21 protein-coding genes and 4 pseudogenes are annotated in these 25,859 nt (G+C 58.0%); 6 read left to right on the forward strand and 19 right to left on the reverse strand.

The annotated features are described in order from the left end of the window. From QMO80_RS32400 to QMO80_RS32415, 4 genes and pseudogenes are all read left to right on the forward strand, one after another. Positions 1–462 carry a helix-turn-helix domain-containing protein gene (locus tag QMO80_RS32400; RefSeq protein WP_127758547.1) on the forward strand — a complete coding sequence of 154 codons (462 nt, stop codon included), beginning with the start codon at positions 1–3 and terminating at the stop codon, positions 460–462. Positions 463–748: 286 nt separating this feature from the next. Next, positions 749–1,567 (forward strand): recombinase family protein, encoded by an 819-nt coding sequence (locus QMO80_RS32405; protein ID WP_245483064.1) that lies wholly within the window; start codon positions 749–751, stop codon positions 1,565–1,567. A 202-nt stretch (positions 1,568–1,769) separates the two neighbouring features. Then, positions 1,770–1,829, forward strand: a pseudogene (locus QMO80_RS32410) (hypothetical protein); the annotation flags it as partial. Between the two features lie 634 nt (positions 1,830–2,463). Then, positions 2,464–3,026: pseudogene (locus QMO80_RS32415) on the forward strand (transposase); the annotation flags it as partial. A gap of 536 nt (positions 3,027–3,562) precedes the next feature. On the opposite strand, the gene QMO80_RS32420 reads toward QMO80_RS32415, so the two are convergent. Next, the gene (locus QMO80_RS32420; RefSeq protein ID WP_127758546.1) at positions 3,563–4,573 is read right to left on the reverse strand and encodes an ATP-grasp domain-containing protein; all 1,011 of its coding nucleotides are present in this window, start codon (positions 4,571–4,573) and stop codon (positions 3,563–3,565) included. Between the two features lie 571 nt (positions 4,574–5,144). On the opposite strand from QMO80_RS32420, the gene QMO80_RS32425 reads away from it, so the two are divergent. Both QMO80_RS32425 and QMO80_RS32430 read left to right on the forward strand, forming a co-directional pair. Beyond that, a complete protein-coding gene (locus QMO80_RS32425; RefSeq protein WP_283201828.1) occupies positions 5,145–5,753 on the forward strand; it encodes a reverse transcriptase domain-containing protein in 609 nt (202 codons plus the stop codon). A gap of 44 nt (positions 5,754–5,797) precedes the next feature. Next, positions 5,798–6,133, forward strand: a complete 336-nt coding sequence (locus QMO80_RS32430; protein WP_283201829.1) for a hypothetical protein — start codon at positions 5,798–5,800, stop codon at positions 6,131–6,133. Between the two features lie 522 nt (positions 6,134–6,655). On the opposite strand, the gene QMO80_RS32435 is transcribed toward QMO80_RS32430, so the two are convergent. From QMO80_RS32435 to QMO80_RS32525, 18 genes and pseudogenes are all read right to left on the reverse strand, one after another. Next, on the reverse strand, positions 6,656–7,288 hold the full coding sequence (locus tag QMO80_RS32435; RefSeq protein WP_164865588.1) for a 4'-phosphopantetheinyl transferase: 633 nt from the start codon (positions 7,286–7,288) through the stop codon (positions 6,656–6,658). Between the two features lie 1,285 nt (positions 7,289–8,573). Further along, the gene (locus QMO80_RS32440) at positions 8,574–9,359 is read right to left on the reverse strand and encodes an ABC transporter permease (RefSeq protein ID WP_127758558.1); all 786 of its coding nucleotides are present in this window, start codon (positions 9,357–9,359) and stop codon (positions 8,574–8,576) included. Further along, entirely contained in the window at positions 9,356–10,186 is an 831-nt protein-coding gene (locus QMO80_RS32445; RefSeq protein ID WP_164865587.1) for an ABC transporter permease, read from the reverse strand. The genes QMO80_RS32440 and QMO80_RS32445 overlap by 4 nt, the downstream gene beginning before the upstream one ends. 13 nt (positions 10,187–10,199) lie before the next feature. Next, complete coding sequence (locus tag QMO80_RS33105; protein ID WP_369685959.1) at positions 10,200–11,312, reverse strand: ABC transporter ATP-binding protein; 1,113 nt, start codon at positions 11,310–11,312, stop codon at positions 10,200–10,202. Next, positions 11,309–12,424: a PotD/PotF family extracellular solute-binding protein gene (locus QMO80_RS32460; protein ID WP_127758555.1), complete on the reverse strand. Its 1,116-nt coding sequence runs from the start codon at positions 12,422–12,424 to the stop codon at positions 11,309–11,311. Before QMO80_RS32460 ends, QMO80_RS33105 begins: the two co-directional genes overlap by 4 nt. Before the next feature lie 126 nt (positions 12,425–12,550). Next, positions 12,551–13,904: pseudogene (locus QMO80_RS32465) on the reverse strand (Glu/Leu/Phe/Val dehydrogenase). A 129-nt stretch (positions 13,905–14,033) separates the two neighbouring features. Then, positions 14,034–14,531, reverse strand: coding sequence for a UPF0262 family protein (locus tag QMO80_RS32470; RefSeq protein WP_127758581.1), 498 nt, complete (start codon positions 14,529–14,531; stop codon positions 14,034–14,036). A gap of 14 nt (positions 14,532–14,545) precedes the next feature. Further along, positions 14,546–15,718: pseudogene (locus QMO80_RS32475) on the reverse strand (acetyl-CoA C-acetyltransferase). Positions 15,719–15,792: 74 nt separating this feature from the next. Continuing rightward, positions 15,793–16,422: a 3-oxoacid CoA-transferase subunit B gene (locus tag QMO80_RS32480; protein ID WP_127758582.1), complete on the reverse strand. Its 630-nt coding sequence runs from the start codon at positions 16,420–16,422 to the stop codon at positions 15,793–15,795. 17 nt (positions 16,423–16,439) lie between these two features. Further along, positions 16,440–17,138, reverse strand: coding sequence for a CoA transferase subunit A (locus QMO80_RS32485; RefSeq protein ID WP_127758583.1), 699 nt, complete (start codon positions 17,136–17,138; stop codon positions 16,440–16,442). 39 nt (positions 17,139–17,177) lie between these two features. Beyond that, on the reverse strand, positions 17,178–18,074 hold the full coding sequence (locus QMO80_RS32490; protein WP_127758584.1) for an NAD(P)-dependent oxidoreductase: 897 nt from the start codon (positions 18,072–18,074) through the stop codon (positions 17,178–17,180). A gap of 57 nt (positions 18,075–18,131) precedes the next feature. Next, entirely contained in the window at positions 18,132–19,895 is a 1,764-nt protein-coding gene (locus tag QMO80_RS32495; RefSeq protein WP_164865581.1) for a hydantoinase B/oxoprolinase family protein, read from the reverse strand. Further along, positions 19,895–21,943, reverse strand: a complete 2,049-nt coding sequence (locus QMO80_RS32500; RefSeq protein ID WP_245483062.1) for a hydantoinase/oxoprolinase family protein — start codon at positions 21,941–21,943, stop codon at positions 19,895–19,897. Before QMO80_RS32500 ends, QMO80_RS32495 begins: the two co-directional genes overlap by 1 nt. A 108-nt stretch (positions 21,944–22,051) precedes the next feature. Then, positions 22,052–22,504: a thioesterase family protein gene (locus QMO80_RS32505; protein ID WP_127758523.1), complete on the reverse strand. Its 453-nt coding sequence runs from the start codon at positions 22,502–22,504 to the stop codon at positions 22,052–22,054. 2 nt (positions 22,505–22,506) lie between these two features. Further along, positions 22,507–23,214: an ABC transporter ATP-binding protein gene (locus QMO80_RS32510; RefSeq protein ID WP_127758524.1), complete on the reverse strand. Its 708-nt coding sequence runs from the start codon at positions 23,212–23,214 to the stop codon at positions 22,507–22,509. After that, on the reverse strand, positions 23,207–23,965 hold the full coding sequence (locus QMO80_RS32515) for an ABC transporter ATP-binding protein (RefSeq protein ID WP_127758530.1): 759 nt from the start codon (positions 23,963–23,965) through the stop codon (positions 23,207–23,209). The genes QMO80_RS32510 and QMO80_RS32515 overlap by 8 nt, the downstream gene beginning before the upstream one ends. Continuing rightward, positions 23,958–24,944 (reverse strand): branched-chain amino acid ABC transporter permease, encoded by a 987-nt coding sequence (locus QMO80_RS32520; protein WP_127758525.1) that lies wholly within the window; start codon positions 24,942–24,944, stop codon positions 23,958–23,960. The genes QMO80_RS32515 and QMO80_RS32520 overlap by 8 nt, the downstream gene beginning before the upstream one ends. Continuing rightward, positions 24,944–25,807: a branched-chain amino acid ABC transporter permease gene (locus QMO80_RS32525; RefSeq protein ID WP_127758526.1), complete on the reverse strand. Its 864-nt coding sequence runs from the start codon at positions 25,805–25,807 to the stop codon at positions 24,944–24,946. The genes QMO80_RS32520 and QMO80_RS32525 overlap by 1 nt, the downstream gene beginning before the upstream one ends. Positions 25,808–25,859: the final 52 nt, after the last annotated feature.

Consider the following 25,859-nt stretch of genomic DNA (forward strand, 5'->3'; position numbering starts at 1 on the left):
ATGCCCGCGAAGTACGGCGGCAAGCGATCAAAGATGGATACCCTCATCAACGAGGGCACCTTCAATCCAAGCCCCGAGAAGGTGCGCGACCCGAAGTTCCGCGGCAGCGAGTTCTTCGATCCGCACGACGCCGTCCAGGTCAAATACGAGATGCTGCGGCGCGTCTCCATCGACAACGTCTCGGTAACGGACGCTTCCGACGAGTATGGTGTTTCCAGGCCAACCTACTACCAGGCCAAGGCAAACTTCGACACGAGGGGGATTGCCGGACTGGTGCCAGCAAAGCCGGGTCCCCGCGGACCCCACAAGATCGACGACAAAGTCCTGGCATTTCTGCAGGCACGACTGGTCCCGGGCGAACCCGTTCATGCACGCGAGCTCGCCAAGCTGGTCCGCAACGAACTCGATATCGCAGTTCATCCCAGGACGATCGAACGGGTGTTAAAAAAAACGATCCGTTAGACGTTGTCACGGGACCGGCATGTTCTTCGCCGGCCATCACGGAGCAATACGAGGTGCTGCGCAGCACGGCTCTCGGCGAAGCTCTGCCGCTTAAGGCCCGTAGCGGCCTCATGCTTTTTCTGCGCCGCGGCATGTGGGGATGGGCCCGGGCCGTGCCTGCAGCGACAAGCCCTGATCAAGAGCAGTTTTACCTGTCATCGGCCGTCCGGCCGGCGCACGGGGACCTCAGCGCCGTCGTTCATGTCCTGGCGACCATCGCCATGAGCATCCACCAACGGAGAGCACCATGAATGTACACCTGAAAGTCCAGTCTCATCACCTCGAACGCAGCGCCTACCTCTACATCCGCCAATCTTCGATGCGGCAAGTCATCGACAATACCGAGAGCGCCATGCGGCAATATGCGCTTCGCGGCCGCGCCATCGCCCTTGGTTGGCGAGAAGAGCAGATCATCATCGATAACGATCAGGGTGAATCCGGCGCATCGGCGGTCTGGCGTGAAGGATTTCAGCGGCTGGTCAGCGATGTCGGCATGGGGCATGCCGGGATCGTCATGGGCCTGGAGGTCTCCCGTCTGGCGCGCAACAATGCCGATTGGCAGCGGCTGCTCGAGATCTGCGCCCTTGCCGATACCCTGATCCTCGACGAAGACGGTGTCTATGACCCGGGAAGTTTCAACGACCGGCTCCTGCTCGGCCTGAAGGGAACAATGAGTGAGGCCGAACTGCATGTGATCAAGGCACGCCTGCGAGGCGGCATCCTCAACAAGGCCCGGCGTGGCGAGTTCCGTTGCCCCCTGCCAACCGGGTTGGTCTATGATCATTCCGGCAATGTGACGCTTGAACCAGACATGCAAGTCAGAGAGACGATCGTCCATTTCTTCGAGACGTTCTCTCGCGTCGGATCCGCCTCCCAGACCGTCAAGGCCTTTCGTCAGGAGGGCATTCTCTTTCCCTCACGCCTGCACGACAGCCAGACGGTTTTCCGGCCACTGACGCCTTCGACGGCGATGCGCGTAATGCACAATCCACGTTACGCCGGAGCCTATGCCTATGGCCGCCGCCGCTATCGACGAACCATCGATTGGCAAGAGGATTGTGCGTGAACAAGATAATGATCATTGGACGGCATGTATTCCAGATGCCCATCCCGGCTACATCAGTTGGGAGCAGCATCAGGAGAATCTGAGGATTCTAAAGTCGAACATCTGCCATAAATGGAACGCGGCTGTCGCATCACCTCCGCGGGAAGGCCCGGCGCTGCTGCAAGGGCGGGCCGTGTGTGGGCAATGCGGCAGGCATTTTCGCATGCGCTACGCTGCCCGACGCGGTCGGCAGGAAGCTTGGTACGTTTGTGATCGCGCCCGTAGCAATCGCGGCGAACCCTTGTGCCAGGCGATCGCTGCACCTCCCGTCGACGAAGCCATCGGCATGCTGATCGCCGAGCAGATGACCCCGGCAGCCATCGAACTGGCGATTGAAGTCCGCAAAGAGATCGAAGCGCGACATGAAGAGGCGGATCGGCTGCGCTGTCGCGCGATCGAGCGCGCCCAAACGGAAGCCGATCTCGCCCAGCGCCGTTTCATGCTCGTCGATCCCAATAACCGCCTGGTCGCCGACACGCTCGAAGGCGAATGGAACGAGAAGCTCCGCATCTTGGCTAATGCCCGCGAAGAGCGCGAGCGCGCCCGGGAGAACGATCAATTCATCCTCGATAAGGCCATCCACGAGCGGTTGGTCGCAATGACGGCGGACTTCAAAAAACTCTGGACAAATCCAGAGACCCCGAACCGCGAACGAAAGCGCCTGCTTGCCCACATCATTGAGGACGTCACCCTCCTCAAGCTACCGAAGAGAGGCACAACCAAGGCTCATATTCGCTTCAAAGGCGGCAAAACCCAGACCCTCGTCACCATGAGCCCAAAATCTCCCAGCCAGCAGGTGAAGACGAATCCCGACATCATCGAACTGATCGATACACTCCTCGACAATCATATTTTTTCCGAGATCGCAGAGATTCTCAACGAAAGCAAAGGTGCGCGAATTACTGGCGGACCAGGATGCTCTTTCTGCTATCATCCTGCGGCTGCTGAAGCTTGGCGACAGACTCGCCAACGCGCGACGGATTTGGGCAAAAAGCTTATCACCGATGCCCGAGGTAGTGAAGCATGTCAGATCTTAATGTCAATCCCGGGTATCGGGGCCATCACCGCCACGTCTTATATGGCAGCGATTGAGGATCCAAACAATCTCCCCAAATCCCGATCGGTGGGGGCCTGGCTTGGGCTGACGACCCGCCGTTACCAGTCGGGAGAGGTTGATTATGATGGGCATATCTCCCGTCGCGGCGACGCGCATTTACGGGGGCTGCTCTACGAAGAGGCTGTGACACTCCTCGCCCGTACTCAAGCAACAAGTAGATTGCGCGATTGGGGGCTGAAACTGCGTGAACGGGTCGGATTTAAGCGCGCGGCGGTTGCCGTGGCGCGTAAGCTGGCAGTCATCATGCATGCAATGCTCAAATCAGGTGAGCTTTTCAATACAGCGGAAATCGTGACTGCGTGATCAATCCCTTATCCCTGAAGGTTTTGGCGCTCATGAACTGAACGTGAAGAGCTGTCCCTGCCGGGGACATAGGCTGAGCTATTCCGTTCATTGTGTTGCACCTCTCACTTCAGCAGTGCGCTGTGGACAATGGAAAGCCCCTCCTGCGAAGCCCCATCGTGCGGCGGCCGTGTGTCGACCGCGAAGACGACCATGCTCCCGGGATACAGTTCTATAGCCTCAAGGTGTAAAGACTCATCAGAAAGAAAAGGACTTGCCAAATGGCCCACGATTAGAGGACACAATGACATTGGATGGCGCCGGAAGATCGGGCCGCTTCGAGTGGCTCGGGTTCTTGGCAACGGTCGTTGCCTTCTGCGCCAACGAGATCGGCGTCCATCGACCCATCAACTCCTCCTGCGCGTCGACGCTCGAGTCAGAGGAGAGGAAAACTTCCACGCCATCCGTTCTGTGCCTGCCTCGCTATGTCGCCCCCGAAGCCGTGCGGACGACAGAGTGACGACTCAGCGGCGCTACCGAAAGACGCAACGTCATTCTTAGAGGATAGTGGTTCCGAAATACCGCGTGTGGGCGGTATCCAGGATGCGGTTGACCAAGCTCACTAAGCTATGTCCGATGGTCTCCGCAGCCACGAAATATGACGAGTCCGTTGCGAGTGACGGATTGGCGTTGATCTCTAGGACAAAAGGCTGGCCGGAGCGGTCGATCCTGAAGTCGACACGTGCGTAATCCCGGCACTGGCAAGCGCGGAATGTTGTAATCGAAATATCCCGCAGGACTGTCGCAAGCCTGCTCTCGATCTGTGCCGGGCAAATCTTCGACGGGGCCGCAGCCGCGACGTACTTCGCTTCCCAAGTCATAAGACGCGTTGGGCGGTCGCCGAAGTCATGCTCCACAAGAGGCAACACCTCGAGATCTCCGTTTCCAAGCAGCGGCACGCTGATTTCCCGCCCGTCAACGTATTCTTCCACCAGCGCCTCCTGCGCATACTGCTTGACAATCGCTTCCACGGCCCGCTTTAGCTCATCAGGTTCACGTACGAGCTGCAATCCCAGGCTGTCATCTTCGCGAGGCGGCTTCACTACCACTGGAAATCGCAAGTCGCCGGTATCCACGGTGTCGTAATGCATCACGCGAAAGTTCGGCGTCGGCACGCCGTGTGCGCGGATAAGCCTCTTGGCGATCACCTTGTCTTGCGCCAGCGCATGCCCGAGCGGGCTCGATCCGGTGTACGGAATACCGGCCATCTCGAGAATCGCCGGAACGTGGGTGTAACGGGCTTCGCCTTGAATTCCCGCAGCCAAGTTGAAGACGATTCCCGAAGGGCGGGCTTGCGAATCTGGCGGCATGAACCGCTCGAGCGTCGCGAGCAGTCCTTTATCACCCTCACACAGCAGCACCTCGTGGCCGCCCTCTTGCAGCGCCGCCACCACACCGTCGCTGGAGTCCTGTGGCCAAGCATAAGGCTCCGCCGGCTGCGGATAAGCCTGACCGAACCGGTTGATCACGCCCGTGACATCTTTGTTCCTAACGACAGCTACTCGCATCAGCTACTCCTTGGATGTTTGCCCGTTGTCACATTCATTCACTCGGATTTGGCGTCCGTACCCTGATCTCCAGCTGTACTGTCCGCTCGGTTGGCCTGGTTTGTTCGAGCGAGTGTCATGTGAACTCAAGACCGCGCGACGGCCATGGTCGGAATGAGAATTGTGGCAGTGCACATGCAATTGGCATGCCACCAAAGTGTTGCGAGCAGGAGTACAAAAAGTTCGGGTTTCGCCCTTGGCGGCATGATACTAGCGCCTAAGGGTGTCTGACTTTGAACACAGACGTCGTCAACAGGACACCGGATATAAATCTTAAAGACACGGAACCGGTGGCGAGGATTTGCAGTCGTCATGGTGATAGTGAATCAGACCTGGCGGCAAATTCAATCCCAAAATGCACTCAAACCCGCGTCGGACGCCATGTTGCCGATGCTCCAATCCATTCTCCGTCAGGGATATTGCGCGCCGGCAGTCCGGCGGGTTTATATCCCCAAGCCCGGGAAGATGGAGAAGCGCCCGCTCGGGGTGCCAACCGTATCGGACCGGGCGCTCCAGCGTAGTACCGCTGAGGTTGCTGTCCGCGATCTACGAGCAGGACTTTTTGCCCTGCTCGTTCGGGGGCAGGCCAGAGCTCAGCGCCCACCATGCCCTGTCGACCCTCAACGAGGTGATCTCAGGTGGCACGACGGGCTGGGTGCTGGAGGCGGATCTGAAGAATTTCTTCGGGAGCTTATCCCATGAGTGGATGCTCCGGTTTATTGCACATCGAGTCGGGGACCCGCGCCTGATCAGCTTGATCAGACGCTGGTTGAAAGCGGGCGTCCTTGAAAACGGAGCTGTCCACCCGAGTGACGAAGGAACTCCACAAGGTGGTTCGATCAGCGTTCTGCTGAGCAACGTTTACCTGCACTATGTGCTGGACCTATGGTTCGAGCGCGTCGTGAAGACCCGGTTACGGGGCGAGGCTCGGCTGGTGCGCTACATCGACGACTTTGTGATCTGCTTCCAATATCGCTCGGACGCACTTCAGGTCGAGGAGGCCCTGCGTCACAGGTTGGGGAAATTTGGCCTCACTCTTGAGCCGAGCAAGACCAAGTTGGTCGAGTTTGGCCGTTCGCACAGCGGCACGCGAGCAAACGCGGCAGAAACCGCCCGGAGACATTTTACTTTCTGGGTATGACGCTGTACTGCACGCGGAACCTGAAGGATAACTTTAAGGTTGGCATGCGCACGGAGAAGTCGAGACTTCGACGGAGCGTCTTGTCGCTGCAGGCGCTGATGCGGGAAATGCGGCATCACACGATCAGGAAACAGGTCGGCGCGATTAACGCTGTCCTACGCGGCCACTATGGCTACTACGGTGTCGCCGGAAACTACCGGTCGCTCACCAAGGTCTATAGAGCTGTGGAACGTTATTGGTTGAAGATGCTGCGCAGCCGCAGCCGGGATGGTGGCCATCTCACTTGGGGCGCCTTCCAGCAGATTAAGGAACGGACCCCACTACAGCAACCAAAGCTGCGGCTCCCATACCGGGCGCTGCGAGCACTTGCGATACTGTGAAACAACTGCCGAAGAACGTGGTGCGGTAAATCCGCACGCCACGTTCTGTGGGAACCGGAGGTGGGTGACCACCTCCGGTGACCCGGTGGCGATGGGCAACCATCGTCCCTACCGGGACCAGCAACTCATACCAAGCTTATTCCCTGAGCTCACACGAATAAGCCCGATCCACCGCTGTCGCCAGACGGAGTCAATGCACCGATCAGGTCAGCGCTTGAGCCCATCCCCACATCCACGGCGCAAAAGAGCAGCAAGCCGTTGCAGGCCCATAAACGGCAGCGCACCGCTCAGATTACTGGACGCGATGGCCGACAGTTGGATTGGGCATGCCATAGGGCTTCCTCACCGGCCAGTTCGCGGCGCCGGGGTCTTCTTGCTCTGCCGGTCAACCCCCGATCCGACCGGCCGGGCCGGTTTGCAAGGGCGGAACGGAGGCGAGTGATCCTCCCCCCGCCCTTCCGGGCCATCGAGTATGACGTTCCGTCATTAAAGGAAGAGCAGCCGATGCATGGCGATCTAGATCTAGACAAGGGAAAGGGATGGAATCCCAAAAAAGCTTACGAAGTGGTTCTCAAATAAGCTATAGCTGCCAATCCCGCTATTCATAATCCCATTTATCTTGTCTTCGCCAACGTAGTTTGCGCGGAATGTGCGACCTCTTGGATCTACATGAATCTCTGCTTCATTAAAATCAATCATGACATTTGTAATGGGGTTGACTGCTTTAAACACTGCCTCCTTTGCACTGAAGATTAAGGTTGCGTCGTTTATCAAGCCTATCCCACAAGTGCGGAAGTTTGCAAGTTCCCGATCGGTCAGAACCTCATGAACAAAATCCGAAGAAACGCTACCTTGTGCTTCTATATCTATTCCAATACCACGGAAGGGTTGATCGCTCTTTGTTACGACGACTAAAGCGAGTGTTTGCGAATGAGCAATGCTCCCAACGATTCCTTTCGGCCAAATTGGCTGTCGGAACTCTCCGGTCATAATTGGGGAGGCGGCATGGCCCATAGACGCTAAAGCAACCCGGGCAAAATGCCGCCCCGTCGCATATTCGATACGCCGCTTCTCAACGGCTCGCTCCAGGTGAGCTAATTCACGCGCATAGAGCTCCTGCGTATAATCACAAATCTTTCCGATGACACCAACCAAGTGATTCCCTAACTCGAACTTAACTGGGCGATCCCCATCTAAGCAGGGAAGATAAATGGGTATAGTTTTTTGCATAAGTCACCTATTCTGGCCCGCCGGTCGTGGTCAAGCCTCGCCAGGCGGGCCTTCCGCTCCGGTCGGCTGCCATGGATCTCGCGCTTCAGCTTCTCGATCTCAAGCCGGAGCCGGGCGATCAACGCATCCGTTCCGGACGGGTTCGGCAACAGCAATAGTATTCTTCAGCTTTGCGAGGTCGATTCCGACAAAAGCTTCTCTATAGTCTACCACCGCTTGTCCTCCTGTGATGAGGATCGACTGGCCCGTCCGAGCAACCCTCCGAAGACCAGTGTAGGGCGAGTCACCCAGGCGCGAAGCCGGACAGGACACTCTTATCGAGCACATCTATTGAGCAGTTGAGCTGAATGGTTTTTGCTCTCTATGCTAAGAACGATGATCCCAAAGCCGAACTTGTCGATCTCGAGCAGCTCATATCCTGCGGAAGATGATCCTGGCTCAAAGCCATGCTGAAGACTACCACAAACTGGCGAATCTTCAAGCAATTGCAATTACATAACGCTACTCTGGTTGGCTGCTTGAGGCGCTTGCGATCAACCTTGTCCAGTCGAGGCCGGCAATCAGCAGGCCAAACTATTCAGCCCACATGGTCATTGCGCCGTCCTTGATTGGAGAGAAAGGTAAAGCATCCATTCTCCAGCCTCCAGGATCATTCCTGACCCGTCCCAGTAAACGCAGATTGCTAGGCTTGGCGCGCAAAACGAAGATATCGTCGCAATGGGTCAATCCCTATGCGCCACGCTATCGCAGAAACGCTCGCACCCGGCTCCTGCTTTCGGCTACCGCCTGAGGCCTGAACTCACCTGACCAACGTTGAACCTCTGCCGGCGCGGCCTCTAGGCGACCCGCAACGGCTTCGATCATATTAAGCTTCTGACATAGCAATTCATACCAAGCTTATTCCCTGTCACACGAATAAGCCCGATCCACCGCTGTCGCCAGACGGAGTCAATGCACCGATCAGGTCAGCGCTTGAGGCCATCCCCACATCCACGGCGCAAAAGAGCAGCAAGCCGTTGCGGGCCTATAAGCGGCAGCGCACCGCTCAGAGCACTGGACGCTACGACAGTAGGATTGGGCATGCCGTCGTCGCGGCTATGTTTAGCTGCCGTTCAAAATCCACTCAATCGCTTCGCTTTGCTGACCGAAACCGCAAAGCGTCGGCGGCACGAACTGTCAATTTGCCGCCGTTGTGGGAATGAAATCCGCTCTATTGAAAGCGAATGTCGGAAAATCGGTGTACGACATAGATCAGCACTGTGGTGGCTAGCACCATTAGCGCCGAAATTGCATTTACCGTTGGGCTGACGCCGGCACGCATCTGACCCCAAATCACGATAGGAAGTGTATTGTCGGATCCGATCGTGAAGAACGAAACGCTGAATTCGTCGAGCGACCACGCAATAACAAGAAGCGCCGCACCTACCATGGCACTCCGTATCAGAGGCAACGTCACCCGATAGAATGCCTGAGCGGGGTTCGCTCCGAGTGTTGCCGCTGCTTCGGGGATCTGCGGATCAAGGCTCGCAATTCGGCTGGTGAGTGTAAACACCATGAATGGCAAAGTGATCAATACGTGGCCGATGATAGCGGTCCATACTGAAAGACCTATCCCAAGGCTCGTGAAGAACGATAGCAAAGAGATCCCGAGCAGAAGGTGCGGCAAGAGCAATGGCAGCGCCATCAAACCGGCCAACATCGATGCACGACGGAATCTGAATCTGGCGATGGCGAAGGCTGCCGAAGTGCCGATCAACATGCAGCAGATCGTGGTGCCGAGCGCAACGAACACACTGTTGACCGCTGCCTTACGCATGATCGGATCCCGCGCGACAGAAACGTACCATTCCGTCGTCGGACCCTCGAAAGGGAAAGCCGCAAGTCCTTTCGCATCAAAAGAAAAAAGGATCACGATAGCGATGGGGGCGAAGAGAAATACCAGCAGGACTGCCGTGTATAAGCTAAACGCAAGAGTCGAGAGACGTCCCTGGTTCATGGTCGATCCTTAATTCCGATTCGCCTCAGCAGAGCAGTAACCGCCCATAAGAATATCCCCATGGAAATCACCAAGCTGAACGCAATTGCGGACCCGAGCGGCCAGTCAAATGATAGACCAAATCGACCGACCACAGCGTTCCCGGCAAGCTGCGCTTTGGGTCCTCCGAGAAGTTGAGGGGTGACGAAATCGCCAGCTGCGATGACGAACGCTAGCGCAAACGCTGACACGATACCGCGACTGGCCATTGGGACGGTGACCCTGAAAAAGGCGCCGATCGAAGTGGCTCCGAGGCTCTTTGCCGCCTCGATGCATTGCGCGGAAACTCCGGAAAGAGCCGAAACGAGCGGGAGCATAGCGACTGGTACGAGGATGCTTGTCAAAGTCACGATCACGGCAGCTTTGCTATACGCGAAGGTTTCCAATGGCGCCTCGGTGACACCCGTCCAGCTCAACAGCTGGCTGATCGCGCCATTGCGGCCGAGAAGTGATCGCCATGCGTAAATCCGCACGATGTAGGCTGTGAACAGGGAGACCATCACCAGGAGCAGAATAATTGTCCCTGCCCGCCTGAGCGGGCCGAGAGTGATCGCATATGCCAGCGGAAACGCAAGCACGACTGACGCCAGCCCGATCGCCGATCCCATCCAAAGAGATCGAAGCAGAATCTCACGAAACAGTGGGTCCGTAAAAATCTTGATGTAATTCTCTGGTGAGGTACCGAACGAAATGTCAGCGTAGCTGGTGCTACCGAAAGAATACGCGAATAGCACGCCGCATGGGATAATGAAGAAGACGGCCATGAAGAGGCTGGCCGGCGCAGCCATGAGATAAAACTGCCTAACCATTGGTGTCGTCTTCGATTTGCGCGATTGAGTTGTCCGACCAGGTGAGAAGAACCCGGTCGCCTTGTGAGAATGCGCCGCCCGTACCGGCGAGAACCGGTTGCTGAACCATAACGCTTTGCTCGCCTACCTGGACTAGGTAGCGCCTGAATGCGCCTTGAAAGATCGCCTCTCGAACCTGTCCTGTTACCGAATTTGACTCGGACGCGGCAGGACGGTCTTTCGGCGTCCCCTCAATCATTATGGATTCGGGTCGGAGGCAGACGAGGCCCGCTCCTGTGTCTCGAGCACCGTGAGCATCGAAGCGGATGTTTCCAACAGGCGATTGAAGCAAGGACTTATTTCCCTCACGGCGAAGCGACCCCGTAAAGATGTTCGCTTCTCCCAGAAACTTTGCGCTGAACAGAGTTTTTGGTCGGCTATAAACCTCTTCAGGAGAACCGCGTTGAACGATAGTTCCGCTGTTCATAAGGACGATCTCGTCGCTCATGACCATCGCCTCGTCCTGATCGTGTGTGACGAACAGGAAGGTCGCGCCGATGCTACGCTGGAGTTGGCGAAGTTCAAGCTGCATCGCTTGGCGAAGCTTGAGATCCAATGCTGACATCGGTTCATCGAGCAGCAAAACCGGTGGTCCGGCAGCAAGAGCGCGTGCGAGCGCCACTCGCTGAGCTTGGCCGCCGGAAAGCTGATCGATCGGCCGATCTGCAAAGGCGCTGAGCCTGACGATCTCGAGAAGCTCGCCAACGCGATTGGCAGCCTTCTTTTTCTCCACCCGTTGCAGTGATAAAGCAAACCCGACATTCTGGCTTACCGTCATGTGGGGAAACAGCGCGTAGCGCTGGAAAACAAGGCCAACGGGGCGGCGATGCGGCGGCGTCAGCGACAGGTCTTTCCCCGCTATCACAACGCGCCCTGTTGATTGCCGATCCAGCCCGGCAATGATGCGCATTAATGTCGTCTTGCCGCAGCCCGAGGGACCAAGCAAAGATACAAAGCGGCCAGGCGCCACGTCGAGCGAAATGCTCGACAGGGCGGTGAATGACCCGAACTCCTTAGTGACGCGTCGGACCGAGACTGCGGAAGTTTCAACTACCTGCGAAATCATGACAGCTTGATCCGTTCCCAAGCTTCGGTCCAATCCCGCATGGTTGCGATTTCACCCTCAGCCTCAAGGCCTGGTGGAATATAGAACGTGTTCTTTTCCAGGAAAGCTGGCAGATCTTCGTAAGGATAGAGCTTTCGTTGGTCGTCAGGCAGAAGTGCGACCGCGTCGGCGTTCACAACGCCACAGCCGATTGCAGCGCCGATGATGGCGTTGCCCTCTGCGGAAAGCATCTGATTGAGGAACGAGTACGCCTGCTCCAGATGCGGAGCCTTGGCGGCGATGCAGTATGAATCGCACCAGAGAAATGTACCATCTTCCGGAGGAACATAGGACGCGCCGTCAATGCCCTTTGCCTTCAGCTTTGTGTCGATAAACCGCCATCCAAGCACACTTGCCTGCGCGTCGCCGCGCGCCAGAACGTCAGTAATGTCGCCAAAGCTTGGCGCAATGGTTGTCAGGTTCGCCTTGACCGGCATGAAAGCCTCGGCAGCCTGACTGACCTGAGCTTTCGTCAGCTTGGAGAAGTCGGTGGTTTTGAAGAGTGCCCGAGCAAAGAGCCAGAGGTTTGCGGGGTCGTCCAGCGTGATGAGCTTGCCACGGTATTTCTCATCACCGAGATCTGCCCAATTCTTTGGAAGATCTTTGAAAAGATCTGCCCGGTAGCTCAGCGGATAGTCACTCCAACTCACTGGCATAGCATAGTTCGCACCATTGGACTGCTGCCACGACATGTTACGAAACTGGGTGAAAAAGCGCTCGCTGCTTGGCAGTTTTGCTGCATCGATCGGCTCGACCAGCTTTGTTCTGATCAAGGGCCCGATGGCACTGATGCCGGGCGTGACAACGTCAATCGACCCCACTCCGCCGCTGCGGAGTTTCGTTACAATCTCAGCATTGCCCGTGATGTATTGCGCATCCAGGGTGAGGCCCTGCGCAGCAAGCGGTCCCATCGCCTTCGGGTCATCGTAACCCTGCCAGCCAAGGAACTTGAGAGTCACGTTCAGCGCTTCGGCACTTGCTGCCGCTCGTGCTCTCATTGAAGGAAAAGCTGCAGCGATGCCAACGGCGCCAAGAAGCGCTCCTTGGCGAGCAAGGAATTCACGACGATTCATTTTTATCTCCCAGGTTGTCCGTCAGCGTTCCCGCACTGAATGGCGTTTCAAGTTATTTTTTATGATCTTTGATCAAAGATCATAAAATGTCAATGCATCTCCTCCACAAATATCAATCGGGCATCGTTAGATTCCTATCGCTTCATAGGCGTCGGCGATCTGTCGGATCGACGCGACATAGGCGGCGGTTCGGTAATCACCGAGTTCCGGTTGCTGTTCGATGAGGTCAGCGATGCGTGTCCAGGTGCTGCGCATGACGTCTTCCAGTCCGGACCGGACGAGATCGATTTCAGCGCCGCCTTCGAGAAACTCGTCACGGATATCGGCGGGGAACTCCTTGCCGGTCATGCGTTCCAGCGCCGTTGCGATCGTCTGGTTGCGCCTTTCGCGCCGGCGCCGTTCCATCAGACAAGGGAATATGCGTGAGGTTCTTCACCCACTCGAAGTAGCTTACGACGACCCCGCCGGCATTGACGTAGAGATCGGGAAGAATGGTGATCCCACGGGTGCGCAGAACCTTGTCGGCCTCAAAGGTGACCGGCCCGTTGGCGGCTTCGACGACCAGGTTTGCCTTGATGCGCTCCGCGTTCCCCGCATAGATTGCATTTTCCATCGCCGCCGGAATGAGAACGTCGCATGGCTGCTCGATGCCCGTCAAATCACCCGGATACGACATGGCGCCTGCAAAACCGAGGACGCTGCCGGTTTTGATCTGATGCTGCTTCAGCGCCTCGATCGCCAAACCATCGGCATTGGCGACATAGCCGTCCCGTTCAGCGACAACGGTAACCCGGGCACCGTCTTCTTCAGAGACGAACTTTGACGCATGGTAGCCGACATTGCCGAAGCCCTGAACGATGACGGCTGCACCCTTCAGATCACGCTTGCCGTTCAGGCCGGCAGTGCGCGGATCGCGGAGATAGCTCTGGATGGCGAACTGGACGCCTCGCCCGGTTGCCTCGGTGCGGCCGGCGATACCGCCCTTTGACAGCGGCTTTCCGGTGACGCAGGCGCGCGCATTGATGACATCGGTCGGATTGGCGCGGCGGAACTCGTCCATCATCCAGGCCATTTCCCGCTCGCCGGTGCCGATGTCGGGCGCCGGAACGTTGACGCCGGGGCCGATCAGGCCTCGTTTGTTGAGCTCCTGGGTGAAGCGGCGCGTAATGCGCTCGAGCTCCTGCGGCGTCCATTCGCGAGGATCGATCTTCAGCGCGCCTTTCGAGCCGCCGAACGGCACATCGACCAACGAGCATTTAAGCGTCATCAGTGCTGCCAGTGCCTCCACCTCTTCCCCATCGGCATTCGAGGCATAGCGGATGCCACCCTTCACCGGCTCGCAATGCTCGCTGTGGACCGACCGCCAGCCGATGAAGCTGTACATGCGGCCGCGCAGGCGAACGCCGAACCGAACCGTATAGGTCGAGTTGCACTGCATGATCCGCTCCGCCAGCCCTTCGGGCAGGTCGAGAAACGTCATGGCATGACGGAAGTTCTGGTCAACGCTCTCCAGAAAGCCTGCGGAGCTGGTTTCTCCGGCTTGCACGTTGCGTTGTGGTATTGCGTTCACTGGGGGATTCCTCCTTGTTTGGTCGTTCAAGTGCTGTGCTCAGCTCAGCAAAATTCTTTGGTCTGCATTGCGCACCAGCAGGGCGTAAATCAGCGTGAACAGCCGGCGGGCAGTGTCGTTGTCGATGTTCACCTTCGCTGACAACCGGCTTTTCAGCAGTTCGGCAGCCTCGTTGTGGACGCCGCGCCGGCCCATATCGATTGCCTCAAGCCGCTCAGGCCCTGGATGGCGGACGGCGTCGTAGTAGCTCTCGCAAATGCGGGTGTAATCCTTGAGCAGTCGGCGGAAGGGTGTCAGCGACAGGTAGTAACTGACGACGTGGTCGCCCTGATCATCGGCAACGTGCAGAGCCAGGCGCCCGTCAACCGCTTCGATCCTGAGGCGATAAGGTCCGCCGTCGTGACCGACTGGAATGAATGTATTGGATTCCAGGAGATCGATGACAGCGAGCGCTTGCTCCCGCTCAATTCTGGCGTCCCGGCCACCGAACGACCGGTGGAGCGATACGTCGCAGAGACGGTACTCGGCGGAGGCCATGGCCCTGCCCTCCGTCACATCGCTTCCACGCACATGGCGACGCCCATGCCGCCGCCGATGCAGAGCGTTGCAAGCCCCTTCTTGGCGCCGCGGCGCTTCATCTCGAACAGAAGCGTGTTGAGCACCCGGGCGCCGGAGGCACCGATCGGATGGCCGATGGCGATCGCGCCACCGTTGACGTTGACGATGCCAGGATCCCAGCCGAGGTCCTTGTTGACCGCGCAGGCCTGGGCGGCGAAAGCCTCGTTGGCCTCGACGAGGTCGACGTCGCCGATCGCCCAGCCGGCTTTCGCCAGCGCCTTGCGCGAAGCCGGGATCGGGCCAGTGCCCATGACCTGCGGATCGACGCCGGCCGTTGCCCAGGACACGATACGGGCGAGCGGCTGGATGCCGCGCTTGGAAGCCTGCGCTTCGGTCATCAGCAGCGTCGCGGCAGCGCCGTCATTAAGACCGGAGGCGTTGCCGGCGGTGACCGTGCCTTCCTTGTCGAAAGCCGGACGCAGCTTGGTCATCTTCGAGCGTTGCGCCATGGCGGATGTATTCGTCCTGGTCGACGGTGACGTCGCCCTTGCGGGTCTTGACGATGAAGGGAATGATCTCGTCGGCAAAGCGGCCGGCCTTTTGTGCGGCCTCGGCCTTGTTCTGCGAGGCGAGCGCAAACGCATCCTGCTCCTCGCGGGTCAGCTGCCACTGGCGGGCGACGTTCTCGGCGGTGATGCCCATATGATAACCGTAGAAGGCGTCGGTCAGGCCGTCCTTGATTCGATCATCTTGAAGTCGCCCATCTTCACGCCGCCGCGAAGATGCGAGCAATGCGGCGCCATCGACATGGATTCCATGCCACCGGCGACGATGATCTCCGCATCACCGGAGGTAATCTGCTGCATGCCGAGAGCCACGGCGCGAAGGCCGGAGCCGCAGAGTTGGTTCATGCCCCAGGCCGTCTTGTCCTGAGGGACGCCCCCCTTCATCGCCGCCTGACGCGCCGGGTTCTGGCCCTCGCCCGCCTGCAGCACCTGGCCGAGGATCACCTCGTCGACTTCACCCGCTTCGACGCCTGCGCGCTCAAGCACACCCTTGATGACGGCGGCGCCGAGCTCATGTGCCGGTGTGTTGGCGAAAGCGCCATTGAAGGAACCGACCGCGGTGTGGGCGGCGCTGGCGATGACGATCGATGGGGTGCTCAAGGTGGTCTCCTCTTGGTCCTTGCGAAGCGGGCAGGCGCCGGCTCCAGCATCTCGGCAACAGGTCGGCGGTCGGCCTAGTTGATGATGGTCGCCTCGGTGGCGCTGCGGATCTCGCCGTCGGTGACGCCCTCGGCAATCTCGACCAACTTCAGTCCCCCATCAACGACGTCGAGTACACCGAGATTGGTGATGATCCGATCGACGACACTTTGTCCGGTCAGCGGCAGGGTGCAGACCTTTAGCACCTTGGATTCGCCGGCCTTGTTGGTGTGGTCCATAACAACGACCACCCGCTTGACGCCGGCAACCAGATCCATCGCGCCGCCCATGCCCTTGACGAGCTTGCCGGGGATCATCCAGTTGGCTAGGTCGCCATTCTCGGCCACTTCCATGGCGCCGAGGATTGCCATGGCGATCTTGCCGCCGCGGATCATCGCGAAGCTCTGCGCCGAGTCGAAGAAGGCCGAATGCGGCAATGCCGTCACCGTCTGCTTGCCGGCATTGATGAGATCGGCATCAATCTCACGTTCGGTCGGAAAGGGGCCGATGCCGAGCAAGCCATTCTCCGACTGCAGCGTCACATGGACGCCTTCGGGGATATAATTGGCGACCAGAGTCGGAATGCCGATGCCGAGATTGACGTAGGTACCGTCTTGAAGTTCGCGGGCAGCGCGCGCCGCCATCTGGTTTCTGTCCCAGGCCATGTCTCTTCCCCTGCCCTTCAAGCCGCCGCACGCGTCGTGCGCTGTTCGATGCGTTTCTCGTGCTGACCCTGGATCAGACGGTGCACATAGATCCCCGGCACATGGATGTGATCGGGATCGAGGCTGCCGGCGGGCACGATTTCCTCGACTTCGGCAACGCACATCTTGCCGCAGGTAGCGGCCGGTGGATTGAAGTTGCGCGCCGTCTTGCGGAAGATGAGATTGCCCGACGTGTCGGCCTTCCAGGCCTTGACGATCGACAGGTCCGCGACGATGCCGGTCTCAAGAACGTAGGTTTCGCCGTTGAAGGCCTTCGTCTCCTTGCCCTCGGCCACGACCGTGCCGACCCCGGTCTTGGTATAGAAGCCGGCGATGCCGGCGCCGCCGGCCCGCATCCGCTCGGCCAGCGTTCCCTGCGGATTGAACTCAAGCTCGAGTTCGCCGCTGAGATACTGGCGCATGAACTCGCCGTTTTCGCCGACATAGGACGAGATCATCTTCCTGATCTGCCTGGTCTTCAGCAGCACGCCGAGACCGAAGTCGTCGACACCGCAATTGTTCGACGCGATCGTCAGGTCTTTGGTGCCCACCTGACGGATCGCATCGATCAGCAGTTCCGGTATGCCGCAAAGGCCGAAGCCACCCGCAGCAATGAACATGCCGTCGAACAGCAAGCCATCAAGCGCCGACGTCGGATTGTCGTAAGTTTTGTTCATAATACCCCACAGTTTTTTGAATTTGTTGCCCGGCGCAGCCTATGCGCCCCGGCTGCCTTCAACCATGATCTCAAAAAGCGCCGGAAGCTGCTTCTGCCCGTAACCCCTGGCTTTTGCTTCATCAAACAGACCGCCAAGGAGCTGGATCAAATCAGCCCTCATATTCAGTGAGTTTGCTTGTTCGGAAACGAGCTTGAACGCAGCAGCGTGGACGTCGAGCGTTGCTCCGGGGGCAGTGTAATCGCGCTGTATGATGGCATCCCCGTAACGCTTGGTCGTGCGGTTACGGATGTGCTCCCCGCTGTCAATAATTTCCACAATGACGTCAAGCGGCAAGCCCCTGGCAGAGCACAAGGCAAGGGCCTGGAAATAAGCGAGCCAGGAGCCGTAGATGTAAGCAAACCGTGCGAGCTCAAGGTCGGGAGCTGCGCCGTAGCTCTCCGATATGAACATAGGCTTTTTGCCGAGCGCGTGCAGAACGGGTTCGCAGTGAGCGTAGACGCCACGCGGACCCGAATAGGCAATGATGCAATCTCCATCTCTGACACGCTGCGGCAAGCCCATGATGGCGCCATCCAAATAGAGGATGTCCTCCGGCTGGCATAAGGCCGCCATTTTTTCAGATTCACCGCGGGTGATCGTTGTAAGCTGCACCAGGATCTTCCCTCGCAGGGCCTGTCTTGGGCCGTCGGCCAGTAGCAGCTTTTCGGTCGTCGCATGATCTAAGATGCAGACAACAAGCAAATCGCAGCGCTTAATAACTGCATCCAGATCCGTCGAAGTGAACGCGTCTAGCTTGGCAAGCGGCGCCAACTTCTCAGGGGTTCGGTTCCATACACTGACGTCGAAACCTCCCACCAAAAGGCTCTCTGCCAAGGCGCTTCCCATGCTCCCGGCACCCACGACAGCAACACGACGTACGCTATCAACTTGCATGCAGTTCTCCTCCAGCCATGCTGCCAGGGCCAACCGGCAACATGGCTTCCATGCGCGTTAATGGGACGTGTTCCGATATTCGCGGGTCTTTTGGGCATCGACGACATTGTCGATGATAGCCACCTTGTAGACATCTCGCGCCCGCTCTGGAGAGATCCAGCCTTCGGCCACATCCTTGAGCACGAGATCGACATCACGTTCGAGGGGATTTCCGTATCCGCCTCCGCCGCAGGCAATCCCGATCATATTTTCGCCAGCCTTCAAGGTGATGTTGGAAACCTTGTCGATTGGCGTGACCTGACCTCGGAGATCTCGAACCAGCTGGCCCGCACCATGGGCCGAACCGCCACCGCGAACGCCCCGTGGCGGGTTTTCAGTTCCGTCACTTGCAAAGATGAACGTCATGTCAGCACCGACTGGACCGAATTCGACCCGAATTGCAGGGGCTCCACGGAAGCGGCCTGCTCCCTCGGTGTCCATCAAAAGCCTTCTTTCGCGTACCACGAGGGGATGGAAAAGTTCCGACAGTTCGACGCCGTCAATGTTGCAGATGCCGGCACACCCGACGTTCAATACGGTCAGCCAGCTGTCAGAATACGCGCCCGCAGCACCGGACGTGTGTCCGAGAAACACCATGTTGACGTAGGGTTTCCCGTCACGAGGATCGACCCCCGAAACAGTGCTGGTTGTCGGGCACAAGCTATACCCGACCTCGGCCATCCCGGCGCCTTCGGAAATTTCGGCGATCGCCATTTGCACGCAGTTACCGGCCCGGTCCGCAAGGTTCGTCGTCGCAAGCGAGCAACTGGTTGGATGACGTGGAATGCCGACAACGCAGTTCTCGCGAAGATGAACCCTGATCCTGCGAAAGCTGCCAAAGTTCTTCGGTACGGAGCCATCGATGGAGTTGAACACGCCAATCATACCAGCGGTTCGTGACGTTGCTTCGGTAAGATTGAGACCGCTAGCCAGGGCGTCATGGCAATCCCGAAAGTCGATGTCGATCATCGCCGCTTCTGCATCGACCGTCACCTTGGCCGTAACCGTCACGCCTTCGGGTCCAGTGCCAGGAAATGAATCGTGCTGGGACCGCATGACGGTCGAGCCGCTAGCCAGTTTGCCGATGGCATCGACCATGCGCTTCTCGCTATAGTCAAACCACTGCTCGACAAACGCGGAGAGTTTGTCCCAGCCGATCTCCTTACCCAAGTTCAGCAGTTCGGTTTCGCCGATGCGGGCCGCGCCGATGGTCGCCAGCAGATCGCCATACCATTGGTTAGGCACTCGAATACGAGCGCGGCACATCCGGATGATATCGTCGATGTCCTCATAGTCGCGCTGTATCTGTACACATGGGAAGATCAAAGCTCCCTCTTCGTAGACATCTCTTGCCGTTGCCACCATCGTCGATGGAACCGCGTTGCCAATGTCGGCCTGGTGCGCTTTTGTCACGACCGTGAAGCGGTGGATCCCGTCATCGTCGATAACCGGGATAATGAAACCGTGGTCTGCCGCATGGGAGTTGCCGTGATATGGCGAGTTGTGAATGAAGGCGTCTCCCGCTTTGAGCTTCGGATGAAATTCCAGCATGGATTTCGCCATCAGGTCCGGACCGGAAAGCGTGTGGATCGGAATGGCATCCGCTGAGTACAACAGCTTGCAATCGGCGGTCAGAATGCACGTCGAGAAGTCCCGTGCCCGGTTCAACACCCCCGAACGCCCAGTCCGCAGAATGGTGCTCGACATCTTTCGGTTGATACCGCCGATCCTATTGAACAGGATCGACATCTGTGCCGCGGAAATATTTGCTGGCGAGGTCATTACGCTTTCTCCTTGCCGGAACCAATCGCGCCAGCTTTAGCGAGTACACTTCCGGAACCGGTCAGGCTGAACGATGAGGTGGGGTCAATTACGATCGTGGTGAACGGCGATTCATAAATTGCCGGTCCCCGATATTCCTCGCCGACGCGCATGCTGGAGGAGGATACGATTGCCGTTTCGATGGTCCCGTAGCCGCTGAAGTAGCAAGGCCTGTGGTTGGGACGATCGCCCGTCGAACTGTTGGAAAGGCGACCGAGCGCAGCGTCGCGAAAGCGGCAACGAACACGCGCGATCCAGGTGATGAACTCGACAGGAGAGTTTACGTCATCGAACGTGAAAATCTCCCGATGCTTTGCGTGGAACGCTTCGATCAGCGCGTCAACGTCGGCGTCCGTATCGAAGGAATCCGCTGGCAGCGGAAGTTCTACTTCCCAGACCTGCTTCTCGTACCTTGCTTCGACATAGTATTGGACCGTCGTCTCAAGTGCATCTCTTCCTGGACCCGAGCTGAAGACATCGCATTTCGCCTTGAGGTCGGCGATTATGCCATTCACCTTCTCCCGGTCAAAACGATCAGAGATCGTGTAACCCGTTAGCTGGTGGTCAGCAGCCAGGTCCGACATCAGTGCACCGGCAGCGCTCAAGGTCGCGCTGGTCTCGGGATACAGCAGATTGAGGCAGTTGAGCCGCTTTGCGATGAAGACGGAATTCAGGCCGGCCGCACCACCGCCGCCAATAAGAGTGGCCTCGGAGGGATCGATACCCTGGTTGACGGTAATCTCCTCGATCGCCTGGACCATGTTCTCGGTTGCGATATCGACGATTGCCGCGGCTGCTTCTTCAACTGACACGCCAAGCGGGCCAGCAATTGCCTGCTCAACGGCGGCGCGTGACAGGGACGCGTCGATCTTCATTCGACCGCCGAGGAAGTAGTCAGGGTCGATGTATCCAAGAACGACGCATGCGTCGGTAAAGGTCGGCTCAGTGTTGCCATTTCCGAAGCAGGCGGGACCAGGCATCGCCCCAGCACTTTTGGGGCCGACATGCAGCATCCCGCCTTCGTCGATCCGAGCGATACTGCCACCCCCTGCGCCGATGCTTCTGACATCGACCGATGGAAAACCGGTGTTGTGACCGATATAGGGCTCACCGATCCACATGTCCCTGGTCGTCGGTATGGCGCCGTGACGCACGAGGCTCACGTCATATGTCGTCCCCCCGGTATCGCTGATAATGGCGGTCGAATTGCCGGTATCGAGAACCGAGAAGTGGCGGCCACCAATCGGCGCCGTCGACGGACCAGAGTTCAGCGAATGGATCGGCATCTTCGCCAGTTCGTGAGAGTCGATCATACCTGCCTGAGACGTAAGCACGAGCAGACGGCCGTCAAAGCCGGATTCGCGCAACCGGGCCTCAAGGCGACCAAGGTATTTGCCCATCAGCGGCTTCAGCGAGGCGTCCATACAGGTCGACGATGCCCGTCGGAACTCTCGCATCGACGGATTGAGCTGGTGCGACAAGGTTACAGCCACGCTTGGGAGATGCTCTGCAAGAAGCTCGCCAACCCGGACTTCATGTGCCGGATTGACGATCGACCAAAGAAGGCACACGCCAACCGCTTCCACGTTCTGCTTCTTGAGCCGGTCGATGATCGCCAGCACCGCTGCGTCGTCAAGCGGGGTATCCTCCGAGCCGTCACTCAGCAGACGGCCGGGCACTTCGAAGGTCAAGGCGCGCGGAACGTAGGGCTCGGGATAGCTGATATGATCCGGAAAGGCGCTCGAACGGCCGCCCTCACGAAGAAGGAGAATTTCCGGATGCCCGTGAGAGGTCAGGAATGCGGTCTTGGCGGTGTTGCCGGTGATGATAGCATTGATCGAATGCGTCGTGCCGTGGATGAATGTTCCGCAGGTGGAGAGGAATTCGGACAAGCTCTGACCGAAATCAGTTGCCGCAAGGGTCAACACATTCAAGATGCCCTGGGCCGGATCCGAAGGGACCGTCGACGATTTGAACATCCGCAACGTGCCATCGTCACCCTCGACCATAAGGTCGGTGAACGTTCCCCCAGTGTCACACGCTAATCTCATTTCAGCTCCCTGATTATCTTGGTGTTTACAAAGTGGCTGTCGCTCAATGCGCTGTCAGCGCACGTGTCACGACGCCAAAGATGTTTCCTGCAGGCGAGATGCGAAGCGCTCTTGGGCGGCGCGTCTTACTGCATCCAGAACCGGCAATGATGTACGGCTGCGCAGATCGAACTGCACGGTTGTTGCCTGAAGTCTGGCGGCGACCTCACCCGTGCATTCTATGACGATTTCGTGGATCGAGCCGATCGAACTGCGCCCGATCTTGACGACCGCGCTTCTGACGAACAGCGGCCAGCCGGCCTTAACCTCTTTGAGGTAACCGATCTGATGGGAGACGTCGGCCCAACCGATGGAATTGCCTTCGAGATCGTCGACGGTGTATCCAAGCCTGAAGAAAAGCTGGAAGATCGCGATGTCGAAAACCCGCATATACCCTGTGGTGTTCAGATGGTTCTGCGTGTCACAATCGGCCGGGTAGACCATTGTGCGCGCAGTTTCGATCCAAGTTTCTTCGCTCATCTCTATTGTCCAAGATACGCTGCGGCGACCGCAGGATTGTTGATGAGCCCCGAAGATGGGCCAGATAGCGTGATCGAACCGAGTTCCATCACGTAGGCATTGGTCGAGATCTCCAGGGCAAGCATTGCGTTCTGCTCCACGAGAAGCACACCGGCACCCGTCTCCTTACAGATCTGAACGATCGAGCGCATAAGATGCTCTTCGATGAGCGGGGCCAGTCCGATCGATGGTTCATCCAGAACATAAAGTTTCGGATCGGACATCATCGCTCGGGCAAACGCCAACATCTGCTGCTCGCCCCCGCTGAGCTGGCGTGCCTTCAGAGAGCGCTTTTGCGCAAGAACGGGGAAGATCTCGTATGCGCGGCCCATATCACGGCTGATCGCTCGCTTGTCGCTTCGAAGGTGCGCACCGAGGAGCAAGTTTTCGTGGACTGTCATTCGCGGGAAGAGCTCACGCCCTTCCGGAACCTGGGCCATACCGGCGGCGACAATCGCCGCAGGGCTTGCCGCTGTCAGGTCAACTCCGTTGAAGGTTATGGTGCCGGTCGATGGCGTGATCAGCCCCGAAATCGCGCCGAGCAATGACGTCTTTCCGGCGCCGTTACTGCCGATGAGAGCGGTGATTGCGCCCGCGACGACATCGATCGACACTTTATCGACTGCCTTGATTCCGGAGTAGTCAACTGAGAGATTGCGAACCTCAAGCATGCTTCCCTCCGCGACTTCCCAGATAGGCTTCGATCACCGCGCTGTTGTTGACGATCTCTGAGGGCGGCCCATCGGCAATCTTCTTTCCGAAGTTGATGACGGTCATGTGCGAGCAGAGGCTGAGAACGGTCTTAACGTCATGCTCGACCAGCAGGATTGTGATGCCGCTCTTATTGATTTCCCGAATTGACGCTGCCAACCCTGCCTTCTCGGTCGCATTCAAACCTGCAAGTGGCTCGTCCAACAGAAGCAGCTTTGGCTTTGCGACGAATGCCGACGCTACCGAGAGTGTCCGCTGCATCCCGCCTGGCAGGACACCAGCGGTCTGGTATGCGACATGACCGAGCTTCATGATCTCGATCACTCGATCAACATCCGCTTCAATGGCCTTTGGTCCGGGGTTCTTGAAAAACTTCAGTGGGACCCACGGCGGCGAAAGACGCGCGGTGGCAGCCATACGAATGTTTTCGCGAACTGTTGCCTCGGAATAGACTTTGATGAGCTGGAAGGTTCTCACAACTCCGGCACGGGAGACGACATGCGGCCTCAAGCCGGAAATGCGCGCCCCCTCGAAAAGAATGCTTCCTGTTGTCGGCTTCAAAAACCCACTAATCAGGTTCATCATCGTCGACTTTCCGGATCCATTCGGACCGATCAAGCCGTGTATGTGCCCACTCGAAACCTTGGTAGAGACGCCATCAATTGCGGTAAGGTTGCCAAAGCGACGGGTAACGTTTTCCAATTCAAGCATTGACAGCCTCCTTGTTCGGACGGAGCCGCGAAAGGAGGGATTGAATTCTGGAGTCGATCCCGCCGGGTGCGACCAGGAGGACAAAGATCACGCATATGCCCCATACCAACGGGACCACCTGGGGCACGCCGCGGAATAGCTGCTCGATCCCTGTCAAGAAGATCAGGCCCGCGATCGGTCCGATGTAGCTGCTGACACCGCCGACGATCGCGGACGCGACGATCTTGAACATCAGGGTCGAGCTAAAATCAGCGGGCGAAACAATGCCATTGTAGCTCGCCATGAACCCTCCGGCGATGCCGGCGAGCGCGGATCCGACGACGAATACGAGACTGCGGAACCCCCACGCGTTGATCCCGAGGGAAACCGATAGCTCTTCGTTCCGGCCGACAGCCTGGACGGTCTTCCCGACACGAGAGCGTTCGAACGCGAGCAGCGCAAGCACGACTACGGCCAATACAGCCAGAAGAAGGAAGTGGAAGCTTGTGACGTCTTCGAAGCCTTGGGGGCGTTTGATAAACGCGATCCCGCTCGTTCCACCTGTGATCTCGCGAAACTGGATGAAGCACTGCCGGAGTGCCTCGCCGGCGGCGAACGTTGCCAAGAAGAAGTAGTACTCGCGCGTTCGAAGAACCGGATAGCTAATCAACAGGCCGAAAATCAGGGCGATGAACCCACCGATCGCGATGGTCGTGCCGATCGAAAGATTGTAAGGCGCTTGCGAAAGAAGTGCGACGGAGTACCCTCCGAGGCCCATCGTTGCCACGTGGGCAAATGACCATCCTCCCATGAGCGTAATCAAGCGGTAGCTCACAACCATAAGGCAGTTAAGCAGGAAGATGATGATCACGTCCTTCCAGTAGGACGATACGAAGGCAGGCAGCATCGCCAAGCTGATGAGAAAGCAAACCAGAATTGCAAGTTGTGTCGTCACCGCGATGGATGGAGCAGCAACTGTCTTTGTAGCGGAGCCGCTCATCAGTCTTTCTCCCCGAAGAGGCCTTGGGGCCGGATTGATAGGACGATGAGCATGATGAGTGCGCTGAACATAGCTAGAAACCTGCCGAAGCCTGCGACGGACACCAAGGTGTCAAAGATGCCGAACATCAACGCTGCAGCGACCGCGCCCCAAATTGACCCGATTCCACCAACGATGATGATAATGAATGCCTTCCAGAGAGCGTCGACGCCCATGAAGGGATTGACGCCCGCAACGGGTGCCATGACGACACCTGCGGTTCCCGCCATGGTCGCACCGATGACGACTGCCAATGACCCAACGAGCTTAATGTTGACGCCTTGGAGTAACGCGCCTCTCTTGTTTTGAGCGACAGCCCGCATGGCTCGGCCGAGACGGGAGCGCTCCATGAATAGCCACAGGGCAATGATCATGAACGCAGCTACCACCATGACCAGCACGCGCTGATAGGGCATGATCGCGCCGCCTAAGAACAGGACACCTGGGACAGGCGCCTTAACGATCTGGCCAACCGCGCCAAAGGCCTGAACCACACAGACCTGTAGAATGTAGGAGAGCGAGAGCGTCGCAACATAGATGCTGAGAGGGCGGTCAGCGAGCGGCCTAATAATTGCCGTGTTGGCAAGAAAGCCCATTGCAGCCAGCACCAAAGCGGCCACGCCCGCACCGAAGGCGTAACCGACGATGCTCCCTGTGATCGGGGAGACGACTGCCAACGTCACCCAGGCGGCGTAGGCGCCGACCATGTAAAAGTCGCCGTGCGCGAAATTGACGACTCGCATAACCCCAAAAACGAGTGCCAATCCGATGGAAAAACAGACGTAGAATGAGGTCAACGATAGGATATTCAACGTGATCTGCATGATGCGTTCACCTCGGAAAACCACAGCGGGGGGTTCTTGCGCCAGGCGCAAG

Origin of the sequence: Rhizobium sp. BT03, from assembly GCF_030053155.1 — a bacterium.
GTDB lineage: Bacteria > Pseudomonadota > Alphaproteobacteria > Rhizobiales > Rhizobiaceae > Rhizobium.

What these genes read in the sequence shown, in the direction of transcription:
- QMO80_RS32400 (WP_127758547.1), top strand. Translation starts at nt 1, where the DNA reads ATGCCCGCGAAGTACGGCGGCAAGCGATCAAAGATGGATACCCTCATC.
- QMO80_RS32405 (WP_245483064.1), top strand. Translation starts at nt 749, where the DNA reads ATGAATGTACACCTGAAAGTCCAGTCTCATCACCTCGAACGCAGCGCC.
- QMO80_RS32420 (WP_127758546.1), bottom strand. Translation starts at nt 4,573, where the DNA reads ATGCGAGTAGCTGTCGTTAGGAACAAAGATGTCACGGGCGTGATCAAC.
- QMO80_RS32430 (WP_283201829.1), top strand. Translation starts at nt 5,798, where the DNA reads ATGCGCACGGAGAAGTCGAGACTTCGACGGAGCGTCTTGTCGCTGCAG.
- QMO80_RS32440 (WP_127758558.1), bottom strand. Translation starts at nt 9,359, where the DNA reads ATGAACCAGGGACGTCTCTCGACTCTTGCGTTTAGCTTATACACGGCA.
- QMO80_RS32445 (WP_164865587.1), bottom strand. Translation starts at nt 10,186, where the DNA reads ATGGCTGCGCCGGCCAGCCTCTTCATGGCCGTCTTCTTCATTATCCCA.
- QMO80_RS33105 (WP_369685959.1), bottom strand. Translation starts at nt 11,312, where the DNA reads ATGATTTCGCAGGTAGTTGAAACTTCCGCAGTCTCGGTCCGACGCGTC.
- QMO80_RS32460 (WP_127758555.1), bottom strand. Translation starts at nt 12,424, where the DNA reads ATGAATCGTCGTGAATTCCTTGCTCGCCAAGGAGCGCTTCTTGGCGCC.
- QMO80_RS32470 (WP_127758581.1), bottom strand. Translation starts at nt 14,531, where the DNA reads ATGGCCTCCGCCGAGTACCGTCTCTGCGACGTATCGCTCCACCGGTCG.
- QMO80_RS32480 (WP_127758582.1), bottom strand. Translation starts at nt 16,422, where the DNA reads ATGGCCTGGGACAGAAACCAGATGGCGGCGCGCGCTGCCCGCGAACTT.
- QMO80_RS32485 (WP_127758583.1), bottom strand. Translation starts at nt 17,138, where the DNA reads ATGAACAAAACTTACGACAATCCGACGTCGGCGCTTGATGGCTTGCTG.
- QMO80_RS32490 (WP_127758584.1), bottom strand. Translation starts at nt 18,074, where the DNA reads ATGCAAGTTGATAGCGTACGTCGTGTTGCTGTCGTGGGTGCCGGGAGC.
- QMO80_RS32495 (WP_164865581.1), bottom strand. Translation starts at nt 19,895, where the DNA reads ATGACCTCGCCAGCAAATATTTCCGCGGCACAGATGTCGATCCTGTTC.
- QMO80_RS32500 (WP_245483062.1), bottom strand. Translation starts at nt 21,943, where the DNA reads ATGGTCGAGGGTGACGATGGCACGTTGCGGATGTTCAAATCGTCGACG.
- QMO80_RS32505 (WP_127758523.1), bottom strand. Translation starts at nt 22,504, where the DNA reads ATGAGCGAAGAAACTTGGATCGAAACTGCGCGCACAATGGTCTACCCG.
- QMO80_RS32510 (WP_127758524.1), bottom strand. Translation starts at nt 23,214, where the DNA reads ATGCTTGAGGTTCGCAATCTCTCAGTTGACTACTCCGGAATCAAGGCA.
- QMO80_RS32515 (WP_127758530.1), bottom strand. Translation starts at nt 23,965, where the DNA reads ATGCTTGAATTGGAAAACGTTACCCGTCGCTTTGGCAACCTTACCGCA.
- QMO80_RS32520 (WP_127758525.1), bottom strand. Translation starts at nt 24,944, where the DNA reads ATGAGCGGCTCCGCTACAAAGACAGTTGCTGCTCCATCCATCGCGGTG.
- QMO80_RS32525 (WP_127758526.1), bottom strand. Translation starts at nt 25,807, where the DNA reads ATGCAGATCACGTTGAATATCCTATCGTTGACCTCATTCTACGTCTGT.